The 23,522-nt window shown below is 35.5% G+C and carries 21 protein-coding genes and 1 pseudogene; 13 read left to right on the top strand and 9 right to left on the bottom strand.

The genetic code is table 11. The features are described from left to right. From NBG71_RS09570 to NBG71_RS09535, 8 genes are read left to right on the top strand one after another with little or no spacing between them, the layout of a single operon-like run. The gene (locus NBG71_RS09570; RefSeq protein WP_250916807.1) at positions 1 to 3,309 is read left to right on the top strand and encodes a phage tail tape measure protein; all 3,309 of its coding nucleotides are present in this window, start codon (positions 1 to 3) and stop codon (positions 3,307 to 3,309) included. Then, on the top strand, positions 3,310 to 3,909 hold the full coding sequence (locus NBG71_RS09565; RefSeq protein WP_250916806.1) for a hypothetical protein: 600 nt from the start codon (positions 3,310 to 3,312) through the stop codon (positions 3,907 to 3,909). It abuts the gene before it with no gap. Beyond that, positions 3,906 to 4,487: a hypothetical protein gene (locus NBG71_RS09560; RefSeq protein WP_036904975.1), complete on the top strand. Its 582-nt coding sequence runs from the start codon at positions 3,906 to 3,908 to the stop codon at positions 4,485 to 4,487. The genes NBG71_RS09565 and NBG71_RS09560 overlap by 4 nt, the downstream gene beginning before the upstream one ends. A gap of 23 nt (positions 4,488 to 4,510) precedes the next feature. Continuing rightward, on the top strand, positions 4,511 to 5,119 hold the full coding sequence (locus tag NBG71_RS09555) for a hypothetical protein (RefSeq protein ID WP_036904977.1): 609 nt from the start codon (positions 4,511 to 4,513) through the stop codon (positions 5,117 to 5,119). Between the two features lie 56 nt (positions 5,120 to 5,175). Then, on the top strand, positions 5,176 to 5,574 hold the full coding sequence (locus NBG71_RS09550) for a DUF6950 family protein (RefSeq protein ID WP_036904980.1): 399 nt from the start codon (positions 5,176 to 5,178) through the stop codon (positions 5,572 to 5,574). After that, a complete protein-coding gene (locus NBG71_RS09545) occupies positions 5,575 to 8,496 on the top strand; it encodes a phage tail tip protein J-related protein (RefSeq protein ID WP_250916805.1) in 2,922 nt (973 codons plus the stop codon). It abuts the gene before it with no gap. 2 nt (positions 8,497 to 8,498) lie between these two features. Continuing rightward, the gene (locus tag NBG71_RS09540; protein WP_250916804.1) at positions 8,499 to 9,545 is read left to right on the top strand and encodes a DUF6453 family protein; all 1,047 of its coding nucleotides are present in this window, start codon (positions 8,499 to 8,501) and stop codon (positions 9,543 to 9,545) included. A 35-nt stretch (positions 9,546 to 9,580) separates the two neighbouring features. Continuing rightward, positions 9,581 to 11,008, top strand: a complete 1,428-nt coding sequence (locus NBG71_RS09535; protein WP_250916803.1) for a phage tail fiber protein — start codon at positions 9,581 to 9,583, stop codon at positions 11,006 to 11,008. Positions 11,009 to 11,116: 108 nt separating this feature from the next. Here NBG71_RS09535 and NBG71_RS09530 read toward each other — a convergent pair whose 3' ends face one another. From NBG71_RS09530 to NBG71_RS09515, 4 genes and pseudogenes are all read right to left on the bottom strand, one after another. Beyond that, a complete protein-coding gene (locus NBG71_RS09530; protein ID WP_075674155.1) occupies positions 11,117 to 11,422 on the bottom strand; it encodes a helix-turn-helix domain-containing protein in 306 nt (101 codons plus the stop codon). Between the two features lie 390 nt (positions 11,423 to 11,812). Then, positions 11,813 to 12,187 carry a hypothetical protein gene (locus NBG71_RS09525; protein ID WP_075674156.1) on the bottom strand — a complete coding sequence of 125 codons (375 nt, stop codon included), beginning with the start codon at positions 12,185 to 12,187 and terminating at the stop codon, positions 11,813 to 11,815. 65 nt (positions 12,188 to 12,252) lie between these two features. Beyond that, a complete protein-coding gene (locus NBG71_RS09520) occupies positions 12,253 to 13,479 on the bottom strand; it encodes a tyrosine-type recombinase/integrase (protein WP_250916802.1) in 1,227 nt (408 codons plus the stop codon). 232 nt (positions 13,480 to 13,711) lie between these two features. Next, positions 13,712 to 13,843 (bottom strand): annotated as a pseudogene (locus NBG71_RS09515) (integrase); the annotation flags it as partial. 333 nt (positions 13,844 to 14,176) lie between these two features. Here NBG71_RS09515 and NBG71_RS09510 point away from each other — a divergent pair. After that, a complete protein-coding gene (locus NBG71_RS09510) occupies positions 14,177 to 14,716 on the top strand; it encodes a hypothetical protein (RefSeq protein ID WP_075674158.1) in 540 nt (179 codons plus the stop codon). A 145-nt stretch (positions 14,717 to 14,861) separates the two neighbouring features. Here the strand turns inward: NBG71_RS09510 and NBG71_RS09505 are convergent, their stop codons facing one another. Together NBG71_RS09505 and NBG71_RS09500 are read right to left on the bottom strand one after the other, a co-directional pair. Continuing rightward, a complete protein-coding gene (locus NBG71_RS09505) occupies positions 14,862 to 15,170 on the bottom strand; it encodes a helix-turn-helix domain-containing protein (RefSeq protein WP_075674159.1) in 309 nt (102 codons plus the stop codon). A 362-nt stretch (positions 15,171 to 15,532) separates the two neighbouring features. Then, positions 15,533 to 16,042: a 2-thiouracil desulfurase family protein gene (locus NBG71_RS09500; RefSeq protein WP_211838207.1), complete on the bottom strand. Its 510-nt coding sequence runs from the start codon at positions 16,040 to 16,042 to the stop codon at positions 15,533 to 15,535. Positions 16,043 to 16,241: 199 nt separating this feature from the next. Between NBG71_RS09500 and NBG71_RS09495 the strand changes: the two genes are divergently transcribed. The 4 genes from NBG71_RS09495 (at position 16,242) to NBG71_RS09480 (ending at position 20,182) form a co-directional block, all read left to right on the top strand. Next, positions 16,242 to 16,592, top strand: coding sequence for a hypothetical protein (locus NBG71_RS09495; RefSeq protein ID WP_250916801.1), 351 nt, complete (start codon positions 16,242 to 16,244; stop codon positions 16,590 to 16,592). Positions 16,593 to 17,152: 560 nt separating this feature from the next. Further along, the gene (locus NBG71_RS09490; protein ID WP_075674162.1) at positions 17,153 to 18,568 is read left to right on the top strand and encodes an NAD(P)/FAD-dependent oxidoreductase; all 1,416 of its coding nucleotides are present in this window, start codon (positions 17,153 to 17,155) and stop codon (positions 18,566 to 18,568) included. A gap of 273 nt (positions 18,569 to 18,841) precedes the next feature. Continuing rightward, positions 18,842 to 19,369 carry a hypothetical protein gene (locus NBG71_RS09485; RefSeq protein ID WP_159363515.1) on the top strand — a complete coding sequence of 176 codons (528 nt, stop codon included), beginning with the start codon at positions 18,842 to 18,844 and terminating at the stop codon, positions 19,367 to 19,369. 519 nt (positions 19,370 to 19,888) lie between these two features. Further along, entirely contained in the window at positions 19,889 to 20,182 is a 294-nt protein-coding gene (locus tag NBG71_RS09480; RefSeq protein ID WP_075674116.1) for a helix-turn-helix domain-containing protein, read from the top strand. Positions 20,183 to 20,325: 143 nt separating this feature from the next. Here the strand turns inward: NBG71_RS09480 and NBG71_RS09475 are convergent, their stop codons facing one another. The 3 genes from NBG71_RS09475 to NBG71_RS09465 form a co-directional block, all read right to left on the bottom strand. Continuing rightward, positions 20,326 to 21,063, bottom strand: coding sequence for an ankyrin repeat domain-containing protein (locus tag NBG71_RS09475; RefSeq protein WP_180272991.1), 738 nt, complete (start codon positions 21,061 to 21,063; stop codon positions 20,326 to 20,328). Positions 21,064 to 21,472: 409 nt separating this feature from the next. Then, positions 21,473 to 22,093: a hypothetical protein gene (locus tag NBG71_RS09470; protein WP_211838209.1), complete on the bottom strand. Its 621-nt coding sequence runs from the start codon at positions 22,091 to 22,093 to the stop codon at positions 21,473 to 21,475. A gap of 10 nt (positions 22,094 to 22,103) precedes the next feature. After that, positions 22,104 to 23,486: a VasL domain-containing protein gene (locus NBG71_RS09465; protein WP_196563983.1), complete on the bottom strand. Its 1,383-nt coding sequence runs from the start codon at positions 23,484 to 23,486 to the stop codon at positions 22,104 to 22,106. Between the last annotated feature and the right edge of the window lie 36 nt (positions 23,487 to 23,522).

Genomic DNA, 23,522 nt, shown 5'->3' with positions numbered 1-23,522 from the left:
ATGGCCACTAATTTAGCCGATTTACGGGTTGGGCTATTGCTGAATGACGCCAGTTTTAGAAGCAATATTACAGGCGCATTAAACCATGCAGGGCGTGAAACAGAGCGTTTTTCTAATAAAGCAAAGCGTGAAACAAAAGCGGTTGCAGATGGTTTTTATTCAATCAGTCATCAAGTGACGAATGTTGCAGGACGACTGGCGATGTTAGGTGGAGTGAGTTTATCCATTGGTAGCATTTTAAATATTTCTCGCAAGTATAGTCAGGCAATTTCTGATCTGAGTGCGATTACGGGTGCGTCTATTGAGCGCATGAAAGAGTACAGTATTGCTTCTCAAGAAATGGGGCGAACAACGGAATTTGGCGCAATAAAAGTCGCGGATGCCATGAAACTTATTGCGTCAGCAAAACCGTCATTACTGCAGACAGCGGGAGCCTTAGAAGATGTAACGGCTAAATCGATTACCTTGGCGCAAGCTTCAGGTATTGAGTTAGCCGATGCGGCGAAATCTCTTACCTTAAGTCTTAATCAGTTTGGTGAGTCCGCTGTCTCATCTGAGCGTTACATTAATGTGTTAGCAGCAGGTGCGAAATACGGTGCATCTGAAATTAACGAAACAGCACAAGCGATTGTGAAAAGTGGCACCGTTGCTTCTCAAGCTGGTGTTTCATTTGAACAACTTAATGCGTCTATTCAAGTTTTAGCAGGAAAAGGGATCAAGGCCGAAGTTGCCGGTACGATGTTGCGTAACGTTCTATTGGCTTTGGAGCGTTCAGCTGATAAAAACTTGCGTCCATCTGTTGTTGGCCTAGCCACAGCATTAGAGAACCTCGACAAGAAAAACTATTCTACTACTGCATCAACAAAGATATTTGGTCGCGCCAATGTCAGTGCGGGTACTATTTTAGTTAAGAACAGGGATCAGCTAGTCGATTTAACTAAGGCACTCACTGATACAGAAACAGCGTATGAACAAGCGGGAAAACGAGCGCAAAATCTAAATGCTGATTTAGAATTAATGGAAAAGTCGTTTGAAGGCTTGGCGATTAAAGTCGGTACCAGTGCCGATGGTCCTTTACGTACAGGTGTTCAGAATGTTACTTCCGCTGTGAATGCATTAAATAACAATTTCTCTACGTTAGCCAATATTGCGACTTACGCTGTCTTACCCGTCATTGGCGCCAGAATGACGAGAGGACTTCAAGATCAAACCAAAGAGTGGGTGAAAAATGAAGTTGCAGTAAGAAATAATGTCAAACAAATGAGAGAAACGGCTCAAAGAACCATTGATTCAGCAAAAGCATCTAGAGAGTTAGCCCAACAAGAGTCAAGAAGGCTAGCAACTCAATCCATATTGAATAGGCAACATGGTATCAATGCTAATTATCAAAAAGAGTATCTGGCATTAAATAGGCAGATTCGAGAAGCCAATCGACTAGAAATGTTAGGTAAGCAACAACTTGCTGCAGCCAACAATCAGCTGTCTTATAGTCAAAGGGCATTGCGAGCATCTAGCTTAGGACTCCGAAGTGTTGTTTCTGCCTTAGGTGGACCAGTTGGTGTCTTGGCTTTAGCAGGTTCAGCTATTTATTATTTTGCAACTAAAGCTGATGAAGCTAAGTTGAAGGTTGATGGTTTACGGGGCTCAGTTGCTGAAACAATAGAAGAGCTTCAGCGTTTATCTAGAGTCAAATTAGAAATACAGGCTGATGAAATCGCAGAAAATATTTCTTTATTAGAAGCTGAGAGATCTCGAATCTATGGTGAGTTAGCTAGATATTCTGAAGATAGACAAACCTCGATGTCAGAAATAAAAGACAGCGGTTGGTTTGGTAACGCCATGGTCAGTGCTTTTGGGGATGATCCTGAAGAGGTGCTTCGAAATAGGCGAAGTGCGTTAGGAAAATTAGAAGATATAAATAAGGATTTAGAGACTCAATATCAACGACAAACAAGAACAAAAGAAGCCATAGAAAAAGGTGTTTTTAGTCAACCGACTAAAGAAGATAAGCCACTGGGAGATAGCGGAGGCGGTGGAAATGATGGAGGGAATGACCTAGCTTCAGGTTCTACACAAAAAGTTAGCCAATATCATCAATTACGAATGCAAATAGAGCAAGAACACGCAACAAGCCTAGAACGCATATCGTTAAGTGAATCTGAAACGATGCGCAAGCTCCAAGAAAACTTAAAAGCTGGTGGCATGAAGCAAGAAGAGTATGAGCGATTAAAAACACTCAATGCTGAAAACCACATGAAACAGCGCGCAGAGTTGGCGGAAAAATACTCACCTATGCGTGCATCAATTCGCAATGAACAAGAGATGACAAAAGAGCTTAAATCACTCTTTGATCAGCAGTTATTAACTGAAAAAGAATATCAGTATGCACGGCGCCAAATGGCACAAGATACGACAAAGTATCGATTATCAGAGCAAGCAAAAGGGATTTCTCTCCCTAATATCAGCATTCTTGGCGAAATAGATCCCGTTATTCAACTCAGAAACCAACTGGAAGAACAAAAGGCGCTTTATCAGGCTTATTATAACGATGGCATGATCAGCAAAGAGCGCTATGAGCAATTGATGGTCGCAGCAACCAATAAATCAAAGGAAGCTCAATATCAGGCTAGCAAAGAGTTATATGCTTCTCAAGGTATGTGGCAACGTATGCAAATGAATTTGGTTGATACTATTGAACAAAGAACTGCGAATTCAATGACTGGTATTTTAATGCGTACAAAGTCATTTTCTGAAGGTATTAAGGATTTTTCAGCTTCTATTGCTAGTTCTATTATTTCGGATTTGATCCGTATCGCCATTCAAGCTCAAATTACTAATGCGTTAACAGGGTTATTTGGTGGCGTGTTTGGTGGTGGCGAAGCCGCTGCGGGTGCAAAAACTACGGGAAAAGTTGGTGTAAAAGCAAACGCAAAAGGTGGAGCTTATAATTCACCAAGCCTTAGTCAGTACAGTAATCAGGTTATCAGTTCGCCAACGTTATTTGCTTTTGCTAAAGGTGGTACACCTAATCTTGGTCTGATGGGGGAAGCTGGAAGCGAGGCGATCATGCCCTTAAAACGTGGACCTGATGGCTCTTTAGGCGTTAGAGCAACCGGAAGTAACTCTACTGCTTCAGGTGATACTATTATTCATCAAACGTTTCATGTAACAGGCAATGGTGATGAGGCGCTTTATCAAGCTATACAGGAAGCAGCAAGAATGGGGGCAGAACAAGGTGCATCAAAAGCTAAATTTGACATTATGCGAGACTTTCAAACCAATGGAACGTTAAGAAGGAATCTACGATAAATGGCAATGATATTATCGTGGCCACAATACATCGTGCCAGCCACATTAAGCTGGCAACTCGTGAGTAACAGCAAAACCTTCACATCAACCTTTACGGGAAGTGTACAGACCGTACGCTTTCCCGGCTCACGTTGGCGTTGCAGTATGTCATTTAATAATTTGACTGATGAGCAAGCAAGGGTTTTAGAGGCGTTTGTTGCCGAGTTAGATGGTGAAAGTGGTCGAGTGAAAATTAGTGATTGGGCGCGTTCTGGTTTAACTCAACGCGGTAAACCTAAAGTTAGCCAACCCAATCAATCTGGAAAATTATTAGAGAGTAAAGACTGGTTACCCAATAGCATTGTTTTACGCATTGGTGATTATATCACTGTAAATGATGAACTAAAGAGAGTGACGGCTAATGTGATTAGTGATGCACAAGGAAACGCAACAATTCCTATTGCCCCTATATTACGTTATGCACCGGCAGTAAATGATTTGATAGAAAATGAAACGCCATACGGTATTTTTAAACTAACCAGTAACGATCAAGGTAATTTCCAGCGTAAACCGGGCATACTTACTAGCACTTCTTTGTCATTCGAGGAGGCCTTAACATGAAATATCATCCCTTTAGTAATGACATGGTTAAGGCAATTAACGAGGGGTATTATTTGGTTGTTGCCTCTCGTTTAGATCTCAAATCAGGTGTTGTAAGAGCACATACTGGTGTGGGCAATATCATTATTGCAGGTGAAGTTTACCAAGGTGTAGGACAATTTGGTGCCATTGAGTCTGTGGGTGAAAATATGACCACTAGCCCACAACAACTTATTATGAAACTCTCGGGTTTTGATTCTTCCTTGATTGGCGAAGTGATGAACGAGCGGGTTCGTGGGCGAAATGCACAATTGATGTTAGTTGCATTAAATGAAGAAGGAAAACCTGCGCTTGCTGAGGTTTTATTTGCAGGCCAAATATCAACCATTGGTGTTACAACGGGTGAAGAGAATGAAATAGCAGTTACTGTTTCTAATCGATTTGAACGTTGGTCTTATGGATTACCAGACAGATTTACTGATGAGTCATGGTCTAAACGTAAAAATGGCGATAGGATATTTCGTTATGTTGCGCAGATGGCTGATCGGGCTATTTATTGGGGTAGCAAGAAAAGTGCACCTGCGTTTATTTATAAATAACTCTGATTATTGGTGTCGATTAAATGAAAAAAAATATTATTATTTTATTATCCATACTTTTAATTTTACCTAATTTAGCTTCATGTGATAAATCCGACTCAGATAAAAATAAATATAGTGCTCCTTTTGGCCTAGAGTGGGGTATGTCTATAAATAAACTTAAAAAAGAAATAGGGAACGATATTGAAATTTTAAATAATCAAGAAAATTGTCCATTTGTTAAAGTTAAATCTGAAAGTCTACCTAATGGTTTAAATAATAAAAATGAAACCTACACACTTATATTTTTACCAGAAAATAAAGTAATTAATTTTAACGGACTTATGGGTGTGGACTATTTTTACTTCATAAAAAATAAAGAAATATATGATATAGACTTTAAAAAAATGCTAAATAATCTTGAATTAAAATACGGGGAACCAACTAGAAAAAAAGAAGACGATAAATTATTTAAATATGTTTATTATTTTGATTTGGAAAATAAGAACATTATTTTAGCTGGACATAAAACAGAGTACGGGTACACGATTTGGATGTTGCAAGCATTCTTGCCAAAAGAAAATAAAAATACCATAGATCAAGCCGTAGAAAAGTTAAATTTAGAATGTAAAAAAGAAAGAAATCCTCTGTAAAAGAAAATGAATATAAACACCCGCTTCGGCGGGTTTTTTATTGTCTGGAGAAAACCATGAGACACCCACAATGGACCACTCGCCTTCCTGAAACCTTAAAGAATGCCATAAATCACCCTTTTGCATGGGGGGAACATGATTGCTGTTTGTTTGCATCTGATTGCGTCATTGCTGTTTGTGATTTTGACCCCTGCGAAAGCATTCGTGGGCGCTATAAAACAAAGATAGGCGCATTCAGAGTATTACAAAAAGAGTTTGGAACATTGGACGGCGCTGTGAGCCGTTTTTTTGATGAAGTTCCAACAAACGAAGCAGGGCGTGGTGACATTGTGATGTTTGAGGGGGATGAGGGAAATACATTAGGTGTTTTGTGGGCGGGTAAATTGTGGGCAGTTTCAACGGATGGAGTTCGCGCTGTGAGCAATAAACCGATTAAAGCATGGAGAGTACAATAAATGGGTAAGACAGTCACAAGCGTTGTCTCTGCGGGCTTAATGATAGCAGGGGTTATTGCTACAGGTGGGTTGGGTACCGCATTGATTGTTGCTGGTATTGCTGTTCAAGCGGCGAGTGCGTTTATTTTTAAAGATAAAGTGCCTGGTTCCGGTTATCGTGACCAATCTGAACGTAAACAGATGCTACGTTCTGCCTCTGCACCTGAGACGGTGGTTGTAGGTAAAACAATGATGTCAGGGTTGCTTTTCTTTGCCGAAGAAGAGGAAGGTGAGCAAGACGAAAATGAAGAACTCTACATGGCATTAGCCATAGCATCCCACCCTATCCATAAATTAGGTCAAATTTATTTCAATGATGACAAAATTGAAGATTTAGGCGACAACGCACAATACGAATTTCATAACAGTAGAACTGAGGCGGATCCATACCTATTAAAACATGCCCCTTCATGGAAAGAGGATATGATTGGTCGAGGGCTTGCATGGTTACGCTTAACATTACGCTTTGATCAAGAAAAGTTCCCTTATGGTGTGCCTAATGTTAAAAGTGAACTATGGGGAAAAGAAATTTACGATCCTCGCAATGAAAAAACAGTATGGTCAAATAACGGTGCTTTGATCATATTAGATTACTATCGGCATTACTTAGGTGTTCCAGACTCCGATATTGATTGGGATGCATTTAAAAGTGCAGCAGATATTTGTGATGAAACCGTACAAACGCCAGATGGAAAAAGTGAGCCTAGATACACTTTAAATGGCGCTTATGAACTTGAAGAAAGTCCTGCCTCTGTATTAGAGATGATGCATAAATGTATTGCTGGAGAGCCCACTTATATAGCGGGTAAGCATGGCATTATGATGCAAGTCTATAATGGGCCAGCACTACTGACGATTGATGAGTCACAAATTATCGATACAGTGACGGTGACACCCGAACTTTCATTACGTGATGCAACTAATGCGATTTATGGCACTTTTGTTGACGCAGAACAACAGTATAACAAAACCGATTTTGAGCCAGTGGTTATTGATGAATGGATAGAAGAAGATGGCTTAGAAATTAAAGAAAATATGGACTATCGTTTTGTTACTAGCCCATACCAAGCCAATCGACTAGCCAATCTCTATTTACGTAAAAAACGCGCAGGTCGTCGTATTCAATTGCACATGAATTTAGATGGTTATGCTTATCGCCCTGGTGATGTTGTAAAACTCGAATTACCTTCGCTGGGGATTAGCGATTTAGAATTTCGCATTGCTGATTGGAAATTTCACCCATCAGAGGGGGTAGAGATTACTCTCGAAGAAGATGGTCCTTATATCTATGAAGACTTAGCCAGTAAACCTTTTGTTAGACCTCCATTCACTAAACTACCCACTGGTGGCGTACCAGCACCGATCAATCTGGCTTTTGTTCCTCTTGCTGTCACCGATATCGTTCAAGGTTACATATCATGGCAGAACGTGGCATCTGATATTCGCTATAACACGGTTAATATTCTCCAGAATGGCAAGGTTATACAGTCTATTCAGGTACCGGGTGAGCGTGTTGATATTAACGGTTTAACGAGAGGTACTTATCGTGTCGAAGTGAGAGCTATTAATGTTGCTGGCGCTATGTCTGCACCGGCTATCAGTGATTTTGCAATTCAAGCACCTCCGTCACCAATCGGTGTTGAAATAACGCCAGGTATGTTTAGTTTAACGGCGTCACCTAAACAGGGTGATAGTGCTGTTTTTGGTTATACCTTTGAGTTTTGGTTTAGTGAGAAAAAACTCGCTAATCTCTCTGAAAATGAAGTGATCACCAAAACAAACAAAGTTGGTCAAGGAAATTTCTGGACGCAAGAGAATTTAAAAGTTGGCCACACTTACTATTTCTATATCCGAACGATCAATAGTTATGGTAAATCTGCATTTGTAGAAGCTTCAGGTATTCCAGTTTCATTGCCAGACGACATATTTGATGATTTAGATAACACGGTTAGAGAAACGGATGCGTTTAAAGAGCTGGATAATAAGCTTGATTGGAATGCTGAGACCGCAATTATTTTAAGTAACGCAAGTCATCGTAATTTCAGACAGTTGCTAATAAAACATGCTGAATCTCAAGCTGGCATTAGTGAGCTATGGCAAGTTCGTGCAACGGATAACGAAGCATGGGCACAGGAAGTTAAAGAAATTTACTCCGCTGTGGGTGATAACACGTCTGCAATTAAAGAAACTCAAACTTCAATTACCAAACTTGACGAGGCTTTTGGTCAGCGCTTTACTGAAATTCGCACAGAAATGGATAAGGCTCAGGCTGATATTGCTTCAAATTCTCAAGCCATCTCTAACACAAACAAGGCATTTGCTGAAAGCAAAACGCAAGTTCAAGCTAAGTTTGATGAACAGGAGGGAATGATACAGGAGAAAATGCAAGCCACCTTCAATCAGGCTGGTGACGGTGTTGTCACACACTCAATCAATATCACGATTGTTCATAACAACGTGAAATATAACGCAGCAGGACAAGTTATTAGTGCTCAAGTTAAAAATGGCAAGCTTGAAAGTTTTATAGGCTATAACGCTAATAATTTCGCATGGTATAACCCAGTAAACGGCAAGATGGAATTATTCATGTATGCCAAGAATGGGCAATTGTTTATGCGTGAGGCCTTTATTAACGAGGCATGGCTTAATTCCGTTGTTGTTACCGAATATATTAAATCTGGTGATTATGTACCCGCTAAGGATGGTTTTTTGATTGACGGTAAAACTAGCAATATTGAAATGAATAAAGGAACGTTCCGGGGTGAATTAGATATAGGGACAAATAAAACGGGTGCGCATACCGTTATCACCAATGAACGGATTGCGGTTTACGGTGCTCAAGGAGAAATTAGGATTGAAATAGGAAAAATAGAAGGGAGATAACCATGTATGGTGTTTATGTTAAACCAGATATAGGCAACGAATATTATTTAGATGCTGATGATAATCAGGTTATGGGGTATTTAGGTTCAGCAAAAATAGGGTGGTACAATAACCATTTCTACCCAATAAATGAAGGGTGGAATACAATGAAGCACAATATTCCTGAATATGAAAAGTACAATATTATTATTATCCCAAGAGTGGTATCTCGTACATACAAAATACCCGGTTCCTATTATTGGTTCTCATCAAATGTAACAGCGTATAATATATCCGGTGATAATTTTAATTTTTATGTTGATGAAAGGCCAGCGGGATCGCGAGTAGATTCAGAAGATGACGAAAGAGACCCAGAATTCATGTTTGATTTTTATGGTTACCCAAAATCAAATAGTGAATCATACGGAATACGTCTACATGGAATGAATGGTATTAGTGAATTAACGCCCTCAATGCGAGGGTATTGTGTATTTGCTGACATCGTACAAATAAATGCAGGTAAAAATAATGGCTGGAGAATGCCATCAAATATTACTGATGAAATGAACCCCATTATTTTCGTGCGACCGAAAAATTCAGGTACTGTCTTCTCATATAATAAAGCAAGGGGTTTAGTTGTTAGTAGTTCATGTGAAATGTATGTTGTTATATTTTGCACTAACTTTACTTTAACTCCTCCAAAATATGGCATTGTGATTTATAACGATAAAAAAGAAATTACATTTTCATCTAACTACAAACCCATGAAGCTCGGAGAGACAACGCGATTTAGTAATCGAAATGGAGCTTCGTTTTCTAAACTCAAAAAACCAATGATTATTCCAGATGCACAATTCGTTAACTGGAGAATACAGGGAAGCAATAGAGATGATGTTATTTATATGCGGACAGGATTTGGTTTTAGAAATGACGGGAATAATGTCTATTGGGATGACATATACAGTATCAGATCAGAATATGGCGGGCCATGGGGGGCTGATGGCGGTAATGCGTTTAAAATAGAATTTGACATATACGGCATCGAACTCAGCGACTACTTCAATATTTAATTAACCCTTTATTTATACCTCTAGGAAACTTATTCATGATATACACAACAGGCACAGTCTCTACTGTGTCAGGGTCTGCTATTGTCCGCGGAACTGGCACTAAATTTAAAAATAATAATCCAGCTATTAATATCGGAATGACTATTTTAATTAAATCGGGAACAACAAATATTCCGTATATGATTAAATCCGTTAATTCCGACACTGAATTAGTATTAGCGCAACCTGCATTAGCCACAGCAACGAATACAACATTCTCAATTCATATTACTGAGCCAGATAATAATAGTGATGCAGCAAGAACAATGGTCGCTATTAATAGTTATGTTGAGTATTTCCTTGATGCAATGAACACATGGATGACTCAGACCGGGCAGACAAAAGTTGAAATGCCAAATGGTGAGATTGTCACTCTCGATAGTATTAAAAAGATGCAGGAGGATATTGGTAATCGAGCTGATAAAACATCTTATTCAAGTCAATTATTCCAAGGAGCAGTGGAGTCTAAATTTATAACAGCGGTCGATGGTGATGATCGACACCTTGGGTTGAGAGTTAATAAATCAGAAGATAGGGCGTGGTTGAGTTATAAAAGAGGTCTTTCTTATTTTAGCGTTGAAATTCCCAATAAAAACGGAATGATGATGCTTGCTGGTGATTATGGTGTTGGCGCTAACTCAAAAAAAATGCCATACCCACCGACCATTAACAATGCGGATGATATAGATGAAAGTGGTTTTTTCTCAGGCAGTGGTGGTGCAGGGTTAAATTTTTATGACCCCTTTGGGCCTATAATTTCATCAGCTAGGTCTGGCGGAGCGGATGGAACGGGTCAGATGCTGTACATACAAGCAAACTCTCGAGCGTTAGCATATAGAATCCGCAACACAGGAAATTACTCAAAATGGTTGGCTACATGGGGAGATAGTAACACAACAGTAGATAGTAATGGTTTCATCAAAAAAGCCTCCCCAATCATCGACATCAATCCAGACGGCACATTCACTACTAATGATGAATCAGAAGGTGCAACTGTTACTCGAGTAGGACAAGGTGAATATCTCATTGAAGGGGTACTGGGCTTTAATGCCGATGCAGGCTGGGGCGGTGTCGATGGTGGTATTGAAATTCCACTTGATGTTAATAAACAACCGTTGATATGGGTAGACTCTGAAGTTATGGAGGACGGTTCTATTCTCATCAAAACCTATCACCGTACTCACCCTAACGCACCTAAATTCGCCCGTAATGATATTGACGGTTACAGCGATGGTGCTCCGATTGATATTCCAGCCGGTCGCTTTATTTCCGTTCGTGTACAGATGCCAGAGCAATCAATCTATAACGTGAGAATGCGTGAGATGGAAGATGCGCAGAAAGCGGAAGAGGAACGTAGACAAAAAGAAGAGGAGATGAAAGAGCAATACGGGGATACGTTTTCGGGGGAAAACAGATTTTTGTGAGCGAATGGATACGTGATGTTCATCGGCAACATCATGTAGAGCAACGTATTTCCTTTTATATCCTTAATGGTTCACATTATTTTTAATAAAATAAATACCTGTCTATATTTATGTAGGATACATGTCGTTTTTCTTTATTGGCATAATGATTTCTGCTGATAATGATTGTTTTGCTTTAATTATCTCTTTTTCATTTGAAAAATTATAATTAGGTAATAGTTCTTGAGGTTTGACTCCTAAAACAAACGCGATAGAGAATAAATGTTCAACGGTAATTTTCACGCCTCCATTTTCTACCCGAGAGTAATGTTGTTGGCTTATTCCGAGCTTGTAGCTCATTTGTTTACCTGTTAATTTTAGCTCCATCCTTTTTTGTTTTATTTTATGCCCGATGATGAAATCTAGCGTACCCATGATTTTTTATCTCCGTTATAGATAATTTGTAATTAGCTTTTATAACGCAAAGAGTTACAAGGCTATTCTATAATAGATAAAAATATTTTTTTATCTATTAAAATAAAACTTTTTATATGGTAGGCATACACTACATCTGTATGTGCTAGAAGAATATGAAGGGGAACGAAGGTTAGAGGAAAATGACATGGTATTGTATTTTTAAATTCAAACAGCTACTGGTTAATATTAGTATTGATTTGACATCCTCCCCGCTCTGAAGGACGGGGTTTTACGGCGCGCCTGATAAGATTTTTTATTATTACAAACTTATCATTTGAGAAAAGAGCTTTGTATATAGTGGCCGTAATATTATAAGTTCTTTGTGTCTTTTGTAATGGGCTGTTTGGATTAATCAATTCTGATGTACTTACCTTCAATAAAGACCTCCCCGTCATTTTCGTATTTCATAAGACGACACTTTCCACGCAAGCCATACCGACTAACGACACAGCGAACACCAGGTGATGAACTTGAGCCTTGGTGTTTGTTTTGTCGTCTCTCATAGCTGGATATTTTTTCTAACAAACCATCTTTTACCATGCTATCTAATGTTCTACGGGTAGATTCAAGAATGCTTTTCTTGTCAAAAGAATCCATTCCTTTAAGCATATAAGCTACACCTGAAACGTCGAAAGGTGGGGCGCCAATTTCACTTGTTACCCATTCAATATTGTCAGGTTTAAATAATTCCATTATCTCTTTTTTGCGTGAGGTCATTCTCATTTTTAGTGTTCCTTATTGTAGGTTACATCTATCCTACAATAAGGAATTTAAATGATATATAAATACTATACTTCTTTTAGCGACGATAGCTTTTCACACCATGCATCAAGTGTTTCTCGTTTTTCTCTTAAATAATCATATCTATCATAATGTTTTTGGGAAACTCCTGGCCTTTTATGGTTTTGTACCATATCCCTTAACTCAGAACTTATTCCCATTTCTCCAGCCAATGTTTTAAATGTTCTTCTTACATCTCTAGGCGTGAATTTATCAAACTCATTTTTCTTACAAAATTTATTTAATTGTTTAGCATATTCAGATGTTAATAGATGTCCTTCTTTAGTATCAGCGGGGAAAAGATAATTTGATGTTGGATACAATAGCTCTTGGATATTCAGAATATCAATAGCAGGTTGAACCAAAGGGATTACATGAAAATCGCCTGTTTTTGAAATGTGGGGCGGAACCGTTAATGTATTGTTCTTTTTATCCCAATTGTCGCGAGTATTAGCCAGAATCTCCCATGGTCTTTGTCCTGCAGAATAAACGCAAAATAGAAATAGGCGCGCATAATCTGAGTTAATAGGACATTCTATGGTGGGCTTATTGAATAGCTTTAATAATAGCTTCAGCTCATCCCATGATAAAAACCTATCTAACGCTTTATCTGCACCTTTTTGTCTAGGAACCACAGTGACAGGATTTCGCTCCAACCCATAAATAACGCGCTCGTTTATTTTTGCTGGATCATTATCGGCAAATAAACCGAAATTGAATACCGCATGTAGGTTTGCTCTTACCTTATTTGAGCCAGCTAAAGCACCTCGGGAGATAAACTCAGAAAGTATTCTTTTTATATGATCTGGAGTCACATCTTTTGCAGGCATAGACGCATCAATGTGTTTACTATCTAGAACCTGATTTAGTCTGTTTTGAGTTTTATCATATGAGCGCTTGCCTTGTCGTTTCTGATCTTCAATGTAATCATCAAAGAGCTGTTTTACAGTGGCGTGTTCATATTTAATTTTCTCAGGGGATGATGATTCTGTAGCTGCAGCTACGGATTTTACTGCTGCATCTGCTAGTGATAAATTAGGGTAATCACCAAGCGATATAAATTTCTCTTTTCCATCTTTGAAGTAGCGGTAGACGAAAACTTTTCTTCCAGATGGATATGTTTTTACACCAAGGCGTCCGGTTCCTCTAGTCGCTGATGCTTGCCAAGTATAATACGCAGATTTCTTTGGTTTCAGTCCTCGTATTTTACTATCAGTCAGTAATACGCTAGCCATAACTAATTTCCATTTACGGGTTGTTTGCGGGTCAAGTAACGGGTCAAGTAACGAAGAAATGATATGAAACTAGCTGAAATCATGCAAGGTATATAAATCCTTATAAATCAAAAAGATGAAATCTTATGAAATTATATAAAACTCAATGAAATCAGTATGTAACGCCCTTCTAAGCCGTAGGTCACAGGTTCGAATCCTGTAGGGCGTACCATTTAAACTCAATGAGTTACCATCATTTAAAATTCTCTACTTTTCTTAAGTGGGACGTATTTGGGACGCAAGTTCCGGAAATGGTGTCTATTTGCTTTGCATGTTCAGTTAAATGATTGGGTGCTAAGTGAGCATACCTTCTAGCCTGCCTCATTAATCCGTTCAGCAATAATGCGTTTGTTTTTTCTAGTCGATATTTCATTATCTGTAATAAAATTACCATTTCTATATTTTCCATCTCCTTATTCTTTGTGGTATTATTAATGGAATGTTGATTTAATTAATCTCTATTTTACTGATATGAGATGTAATTAATAGATATACTAATAACGGAATGTAATATTTAAATAGTAAAAATATTTTAGAGAAAAATAGTTGGAATAGAGGATTAAATAATAATAGGTTAAACTAAACAGTTAAAGAATAGCTAATAAAAACCATATTAAGATATACTAATTCAATAAAAAAAGTATAAATGGAATAAAATATGCCTTTACCTAACAGATTGAAACCAATAAAAAGAAGTAAAGCTAAACTTAATGAGTTGATCGATTTACTACGGAAGATAACTAATAAAATTGATAATGGTGCAACTGAAGACGATCCTGATATTAAAACCATGATGAAAAATTGGAACACACAAGTAGTAACACCTTGTGAATTTTCAGATTTTCGTGATTATAATTCTTGGACAAGCGCAAAAGAGTTTACAAAAATGGCGTTTAATCAGGTCAAATATTTAGATGACCTGACTTATGAAGAGTTAATTAATATTATTGATTTTATATGTTTAGCTGAAGGCAGTGAATCTGAACATTCCTATGCAATGAAGTTACTCAAAGCAAACTTCAAATCCTTTTCTTCAGATCTTATTTATTGGCCAGATGAGTATTTTAATATTGAAGAGGTCGATGATTTATCATCAGAAGAAATAGCGGCTTATTTGATGAAAGGATCTAATCGAAAATTATCTAATGCTCCAGAATTTCGATTAAAATATTCAATTCCGAAAGATATTAACAATTGATTATTTATTTTAACAACAAATCAAGCGATTGATTTTATAAATAGATGAAATTTTTTAAAATAAAAAAAGATAAAAAATTACGATTTTTTTAACTAAAGTAGTTTAAATATTAAGTTAGATAGCGTTAAACAATATTATTGCATTCTTATCTAAGATTACGGCGTTTCTTATTTCTTGAAACAACAATCTCATTCGATGACAAAGTTGTTTCAGCCCAAGCATTTAGCATTGGTGACATTATTTCGGGTGTAATCAACAAACTTTGTGGCGATATTCCTAATATTAAAGCAATAGCAATAAGCTGATCGACGGTTATCTTAAGATGCCCATTTTCCAAACGCGAATAGTGTTGCTGACTGATACCAAGCCTTCTTGCCATCTCGATACCTGTTATTTTTAGTTGCTTTCTTTTCTGTTTAATTCTCTGACCTACAACAATATTAATTGAACTCATATTAATCCCTCTTTTTAAAAGAGATTACCGTAAAAACACTTAAAGATCGATATGAACGATCAAAAATAGATTATTAATAGCTGTTACCTATTAATTTTTATTTATTAAAAGATTTAAACCGTTTTACCTAAATCAAATAATTAGATAAATTACATTAGTATTTAGTAGTATTTTTGTTTGTTAATGACGAAATAAGAGTGTTAATTAAGAATAATATGAGTTAATTGGAGGTTAGCGAGAATGGAAGACTCCATTTTGCAGAGCCTGTTTGAAACGATGGATGACGATCCGTATTCGATAAGAATAACTTAATGTTTTTCAAATGGTTATTTGATTAAAGCTATTAGCTATTCAGATTTTTATCATAAAATAGTGTTTTCTTTATCCCTGTTTTCCATCCAACCAATTAATTCATCCAACTGATTTTCAGAAAATACCTTTATACCATGTTGACGTAATAAGGTTGTTGCAACACCTTCACCTTGCTTTGTCACACCAGAAAAATTGCCATCGTAGATATATTGGCTACCACAGGTTGGGCTTTTATCGGTTAATAGGGCAACGATACAGTTAGAATCTAAAGCTGTGAGCAAAGCAAGCCATGCTGCAAGTTGGTAATGTGCAGTAACATCATTACCCGTGTTTTCAATCACTTTTGCGTTATTTTGCATAACTTGATAACCATCAGATCCTAATATTTCAGCTGAGGCTCTGGGCGTTGGTAACCCAGCTGCAAGTTCAGGGCAGTGGATCACTAATCGTTGCTCTTGTTGCCATTGTTTAAGTACTGTATTTAATCGTGCTTTTTCTGTGCCGTTATAACGAACCTTAAATCCCATCAGGCAAGCACTAACGAGTATTTTATTTTTCATATAAATTTAGTGATCTTACATCCATTCAATGAGATATGCGTTTTGATAGAATTTATATTCTTGATCGTTATCGTTCAATGTATTTAGAGAATACCATTCTGTTTAAGCACAAAAAGCCACAGTATTTCAGTATTTATAGAGCTACTGTGATAAGGTTTTAAATAGAATATTAAGAATACCAAGACAGTAGGAAGAAAATATGAAAAAAGGATATTGGATTACATTATTTCTACTGACTTTATTTTCCATTCTTATTTTTTGGATATTAAAAGATATTAAAAATACAAAAGAAAGAGGTTACACCTACACTGAATATAACATCTTTTCTTATTATCTTAATACTTCCTCTGTGATTAAATCAGTACCTAGAATATCAAATGATTATTTTTTTACTAGTGATGGAATTATTGATAGAGGATTTAGAGATGGCAGTGTGACATTTTGTTTTATTAATGATTGGAATAAGGCATATCAACAATTAAGAGAGTATACCGATAAATTAGATTTTCCAGTTTATTATGGAAATTCAAAAGTAAGAGATAGTGAATAATATCTTGAGGTTTATAAATATGATAATTGTTTGCATATAACTTATTCTGAAAATTATTTTTTATATTAGTGGGTTGTTTTGTGTTTTAGTTCATATTAGCCATTCTTTTGCTCCTTATTTTCTTCTGAGTCACTCTCGAATAACCAGTCCCTTGTTATGTACTCAACTTATTGTTTTAGTAACATCAGTGATTTTGTGGATTATTTGTTAATCAATTTATTTTACCCAGCTTGTTTATTTGTAATTTAAATGTGTAATCAATTGATGTTTAACAAAAGGTTTGTAGGTCTTTAATAGTGAAAAATTTTATATTTTGATGAAAAAACCAAGAAAACAACTAGTTTGATATGCTTTTATTTTACTTAATACACTTAAATAATCGATAAAAAACAAAATGATAATTAATCCCCTTCTTTGTATAAGTAAATTAAATAGTACGGACTTTCAAGAAAAAAATAGATGAAAAGATTTACAAATACTTTACTAATAGTTTACAAATGAAATAAGATATCGTTATTGTTTTAATGCTAATAATTCATTGAGTAAAAGGAACGTGTAAAATGGCGATATCTAGAAGAAAATTTATCATTGGTGGAACAGTAGTGGCTGTCGCTGCTGGTGCGGGTATTTTGACACCAATGTTAACTCGCGAAGGGCGTTTTGTTCCGGGTACGCCAAGACATGGCTTTGTTGAAGGTACTGAAGGCGCTTTACCAAAACAAGCTGATGTTGTTGTTATTGGCGCTGGTATTCTTGGTATTATGACAGCGATTAATCTTGTAGAACGTGGTTTATCTGTTGTGATCGTTGAGAAAGGTAACATCGCTGGTGAGCAATCTTCAAGATTCTATGGTCAAGCGATTAGCTATAAAATGCCTGATGAAACGTTCTTATTACACCATTTGGGCAAACATCGCTGGCGTGAAATGAATGCAAAAGTAGGTGTTGATACTACTTATCGTACACAAGGTCGCGTTGAAGTTCCTCTTGATGAAGAAGATTTAGTTAACGTAAGAAAATGGATTGATGAAAGAAGTAAGAATGTTGGCTCAGATATTCCATTTAAAACCAGAATTATTGAAGGGGCTGAATTAAATCAACGTCTTCGTGGCGCGACAACAGATTGGAAAATTGCAGGCTTTGAAGAAGATTCAGGTAGCTTCGATCCAGAAGTTGCAACCTTCGTTATGGCTGAATACGCCAAAAAAATGGGCGTTAGAATTTACACTCAATGTGCGGCTCGTGGCTTAGAAACACAAGCAGGTGTGATCTCTGATGTTGTAACAGAGAAAGGGGCAATTAAAACTTCTCAAGTTGTTGTTGCTGGTGGTGTTTGGTCACGCCTATTTATGCAAAATCTCAATGTTGATGTTCCAACCCTGCCTGCATATCAGTCTCAACAGTTAATCAGTGGTTCACCAACGGCACCGGGTGGTAACGTCGCTTTACCGGGTGGTATTTTCTTCCGTGAACAAGCTGATGGTACTTATGCAACTTCTCCTCGTGTTATTGTGGCACCAGTAGTGAAAGAATCTTTCACTTACGGTTATAAATATCTGCCATTATTAGCTCTACCTGATTTCCCTGTGCATATTTCTTTAAATGAACAATTAATCAATTCATTTATGCAATCGACACATTGGAACTTAGATGAAGTTTCTCCGTTTGAACAATTTAGAAATATGACTGCATTGCCTGATTTACCTGAGTTAAATGCTTCATTAGAAAAATTAAAAGCAGAATTCCCTGCCTTTAAAGAATCGAAATTAATTGATCAATGGAGTGGTGCAATGGCTATCGCACCAGATGAGAATCCAATTATTTCAGAAGTTAAAGAGTACCCAGGTTTAGTGATTAATACTGCAACAGGTTGGGGTATGACAGAAAGCCCAGTATCAGCAGAGTTAACAGCCGATTTATTACTTGGTAAAAAACCTGTTTTAGATCCAAAACCATTTAGCCTTTACAGATTCTAATCGTTCTAGTTTAGAAAAAACCTTCAAATTTGAAGGGGCTCCATAAAATTGGGGGCGTTTATTCAGTAGATTAAAAAGCCTGATTTCGATATTTTATCGAAATCAGGCTTTTTATTTTTTATAAAATTATTATTTAAATAAAAGGCGTGTTTTTGTACTTAGGATATATCTAATTCACGATTATGATTTATTTATATTACATTAATTCATAGAAGGAAAAATAAGTTTATATTTATTTTTATAAGTAAGTCCTAATTTGATAGGTGGGACATAATGAGGAAAACACATTTAGTAGGCATAATATTACTTTTTTCATCAGCAGCATTAGCGACAGAAACCCAAGAAACAAGTGCAATAAAAGAGGGAGTAAAACCTTTCACATCTAGTTTAACTATTGTAAGTAAAGATGCACTATCTGGATTAAAGGATGGAATTGACGAAGGACGTCAATCTGGTAGCAGTGTAGACGGTGCAGTCATTATTTATGATAAAGATAATCTGAAAAAATACACAACAGTTAGAGTGCTTTCTGTTGAGTCTACGGGTGGAAATAATTATTTAGTCACTCTTGCTGTTAAAAATAACTCTGACTCTCTTATCCGTTTAACAAACTTAAATGAAAAGAAAAATATTTATGCTATAGATGCTGATGATTTTGTAGCATATTTAGGTGGTATTCAGGAAGATGTAAATATTCCAAGTAAAACAGCGATAAAATTGCGATTAATTTTTAAAGATGCAGAAGGTGAACCCGTAAAATTGCGTTTTTATGATGAAGAAATTGAATTAAAGAAAAAATAAAACATCTGCAGTTTTATTTTAAACCGCAGATAGATACCAGTTTTAAATTCTATTTTTATAAAACTTAAAGAATAAAAACATTATAAATGTTAAATTTATTGTATCTAATAAATAACCAATATATATTTTCATAATATTTATTATTAATTAATAATAAGTATACCCACATAAAAAAATCATTGATTATATCTATGGTTTTCAGAGTAAATCTCTCTTCTTCTATAAAATCACAACTAAAAATCATCTAACTTATTGATATCTATTAATTACATATTCGATATTTAATACTATTGTGTTACTCCAAATCTGATTTATATTAAAATAACATATAGAAATGTAAATTATTTTAAATTTAAAATATCGGAATAACCTTATTAACAGAATTAGTAAAAGTAAGTAATGTTACGGTTATCCAACAGCTAATGATTAAGTATTTTCAGTTTATGCTTTGATGGTTTATAAACTATAATTCGGTGTTTTATCGATGTAATCATCTAATGAAAGAAGGAGAGTAAAGGGATGATTAACACCAAAGTTGGGAATAGAATAAAAATGATAAGAAGACAATTGAAAATAACAGAAAATGAGATGTCTGAAAGATTGGGAATAAGTATGCTACATTATTCTCAATTAGAAGATGGGCATTTAAAAATAACAGTAGATCAATTGATTGCTATTTCTTATATACTTGGTGTCAAACCTCAAAGTCTTATCTTAGAAGCTAAGAAAACAGATTTTATGGTTTTTGAGGATAAGCAGTCGATAACACAGCCAAGTGAGATAGTTATATTTAGAAAGAAAAAAGTAGTTTAAATATATTGTTGGAATATTGTTTATATTGAGTTCTGATAAATATATTTAATCGTTTTTTAGTTGTTTTAATTAAGATTCTATTTCTCAAAACTCAATGATTAATAGCACAAAAGCCATCTTATTATAGGATGGCTTTTGTGTATTTAATGGCAAGATGTTGTACCTGTTATATGATTTATAGCGCCGTTTCTGATCAACAGTCTCTGCATATCTTTAAGATTATTTTGGCAAGCATAACTTAACGCACTGTGGTTATAAGAAAATAAAGATTTATCTTGTGTAGTAGTAACAAGATTAATATCTGCACCTTTAGAAATAAGGTATCTTACGGTATCAAGACGATTATTTCTGGCTGCAATCATAATAAATGTTTCACCATCGCCTTCTACTCTTTGGTTATTGAGCTCGATATCGCTTCTCATTAGGTCATGAATTTTTTTTACCACATTGACATTATTTCCTAAAACTGCTGATTTAAAAACATTATAAACATCGTCTTTATCCGTAGCCCAAAGGCTTGCACCTTGAGAGATGAGGTATTCTACCATCTCTTCATCACCAATAAACGCTGCCCATCCTAGCGCTGTTTGTTCTAGGCTTCCCGTGTCTTTTGCTTCAATGTTTTGCCCATTGGCAAGCATCTTTTTGACTTCATTTAAATCACCATGTTTTACAGCATCAAACCATAGTGCATTTCTACCTGTACTTGGTGAAGTATAGAATACCCTATGTGGTAAACGTGATTTATTAGCCAACTCAATCATATCAGAATAATTTGATTTAAAAGATTGATACTCGGGTGGGTTATTTTCATTAATAATCAATGCTTGTGCGCCAAAAGAAACCAATAGCAATGAAATAACAAACATTTTTATATTCATTTAAACACCTTACAATCTAAATAATTAACAAAACTTATTACAATTAGTTTATTAAAAATTAATATTTATTAGTGTTGATAATTGAAACAGAATGTAATTAAGGTGTGTTTTAGTAATACGTATTTATAATAAAGATAAATCTTATTAATTGTTTTCTTGCTTTAGTGATTAAAAATACGTATTTTTACTTGTATTTTCTTGATTATAATGATAACCATTCCTTTTTAGTCATTATGTGACAGTTTAATCATGTTATATACTGATGACTTAATATTGTGATTTTATTATTACCTACCTTTTTAATTCTTAATTTAAAAGTTATTTTGTAATAAATCGTTACTTTTATTATATTTTTACCATCTATTTAATGATTATCTTTAATTTATTAATATAAGATTGAGTTCTTTAATTATAACTCAGATTGAGTACAGATAATCTCTTTATCTTGATATTTACTATTCCCTACCTTAAATTTCATTTTTAATATTGGGATTTCAAGATCATTTTTAATTTTGCTATGGAATGTACATGAAGGGAAGTAATTTTCTTTATTAAAAAATATCTCTATATAAAAATAGCCTTTTCCACGGGAGGAAATTCTAAAATTTGCAGAGTATAACTGGTAATCTGAATAGCGTTTATCTATTTTCCCATAATCTATTAATGGTAGTCTGTTTTTTTCATTACTAATAGTTACGGGGACCTTGGATATTATTTTGTACATGGTATTATCACGATAATCAAGATTTAATGATGTGGTATATTCTTTATCATCAGGTAATATAAACTCAATCACACCAATATTTTTTTTGGAGAGTAGAAGATTTTCTTGTGTTAATGTAATTTCTGTTTTCATTATTATAGTTTTTCTATTTTGGTAATAATCATTTACTTCTTTACTCCTTTCTTGATTTATTCTAATTAAATCTATAGGACCAACAAAGATAACCCCTCCATAAGGTGACCCCATAATACAACCACTTAATAAACTAACAGTGGTAATAAGGATTAAGCTTCTTATAAAGTACATATTATTTTCCTTATTTAGAGCGCAATAACGAATATCGATTTAATAGTTGTTTAAAGTGATTATCTATTTGTTGATATTCATAATCTGAAACTGTATTTTGTGTTGGCTGCTTTTCAAGTAAGCGTAGCTCTTCTTCTAAGGGTTTGGCTTGATTGAAATGTTGACGAGCTTTAAAAATGATCGATTTTAATTCAGAGCCTGTTATGTAGTTTTTAGGATTACCATCAAAACTATCTAGCCTTTGGCTTAATCCGTCGAGTTCAGCCATACCTTTAGACCATTGATTGAGTTGTTCATCCGTGGTGGCATTTATTTTTAGATTATTTTTCCAAAGCTGCGTAAATGATAAAAGCTCTGGATTATCTTCATACTGCGCATTCAAATAACTGATTACTTCAAGTCCATAACTCTGTGCCCATGTGGGAGAAAGTAATGCGAGTTCATCTAAACGTTGTTGTATCACATCAATCTGTTCAGAATTGAGCGTTCTTATTATGTTTCTACCATTTGCGGTTTGTTGTTCAATAAGAGAGCCTGCATGGGCGTTAATGGTTGGAATATAAGGAAATGCATCTGTTAGATTGTTATTTTTTAATTCAGATAACCAAAAATAAAATAGGATAACAAAAAATAAACTACTGGTTAGTGTACCAATTAAAATCCCTCGCCATAACTCTTGTCGATATGTCTTTTTTATGGGAGGCTGTAATGAGATGGATGAAGATATATAGGTTTTGGGTGGTGTAATACTTTCATTAATATTTGGGGGTGTAGAAGATGTAGATAAAGTCGTATCGATAATTTCAGATGGCTTTTCTTCTTTATTGACTGTGGAGGATAATTCAGGAACGTTAAAATTACTATCTAATGTGTCTGCATTCTCTAATTGCCGCGCTTGAGCAAAAACTAAGTTCTCTAAATAATCAAATTGAACAAGATGTTTAATTTCTAATGTTTGAAGGTGATGATTGATATTCTTTAATAATTCTTCAATTTGATAAAGAATAGATAAGTCGGAATAAATAAAAGTTGTACCACGAATACCAGAGACTAACTGCTGGCTTAAGGATGAAAGAATATTGATACGAGTATGTGTTTGTATTGGCCATAATGTTTGCCAATGTTGAGTTAATATATTATGAATAAGGTAAAGCCCTTCATTTAGGCCATCAAGTCCAGCTTGGTGTTGACGGCATACGACAAACCAAGAGGCGGTTTGAAGATCAACCCCATTTTGATTAAATAAAGAGATACATAATTCATGGATATATTGCCAATTAATATCAGGGCGTGCTGGATGAAAACGTTTATCAAGCTCTTCTTTAATAGCAAGAAATTGATTAAATACACGAGGATCACCCCCAATAGGAAGTGAATCTAAATAAGAGTTCATAGAAGCCTCAAGTTAATTTAAGGTCTAAATTTTATA

Origin of the sequence: Proteus sp. FZP2095, assembly GCF_023701425.1 — a bacterium.
GTDB classification, from domain to species: Bacteria; Pseudomonadota; Gammaproteobacteria; order Enterobacterales; family Enterobacteriaceae; genus Proteus; species Proteus cibarius.
The sequence above is the reverse complement of the archived record's forward strand: the minus strand, read 5'-3'. Positions and strand labels throughout refer to the sequence as shown.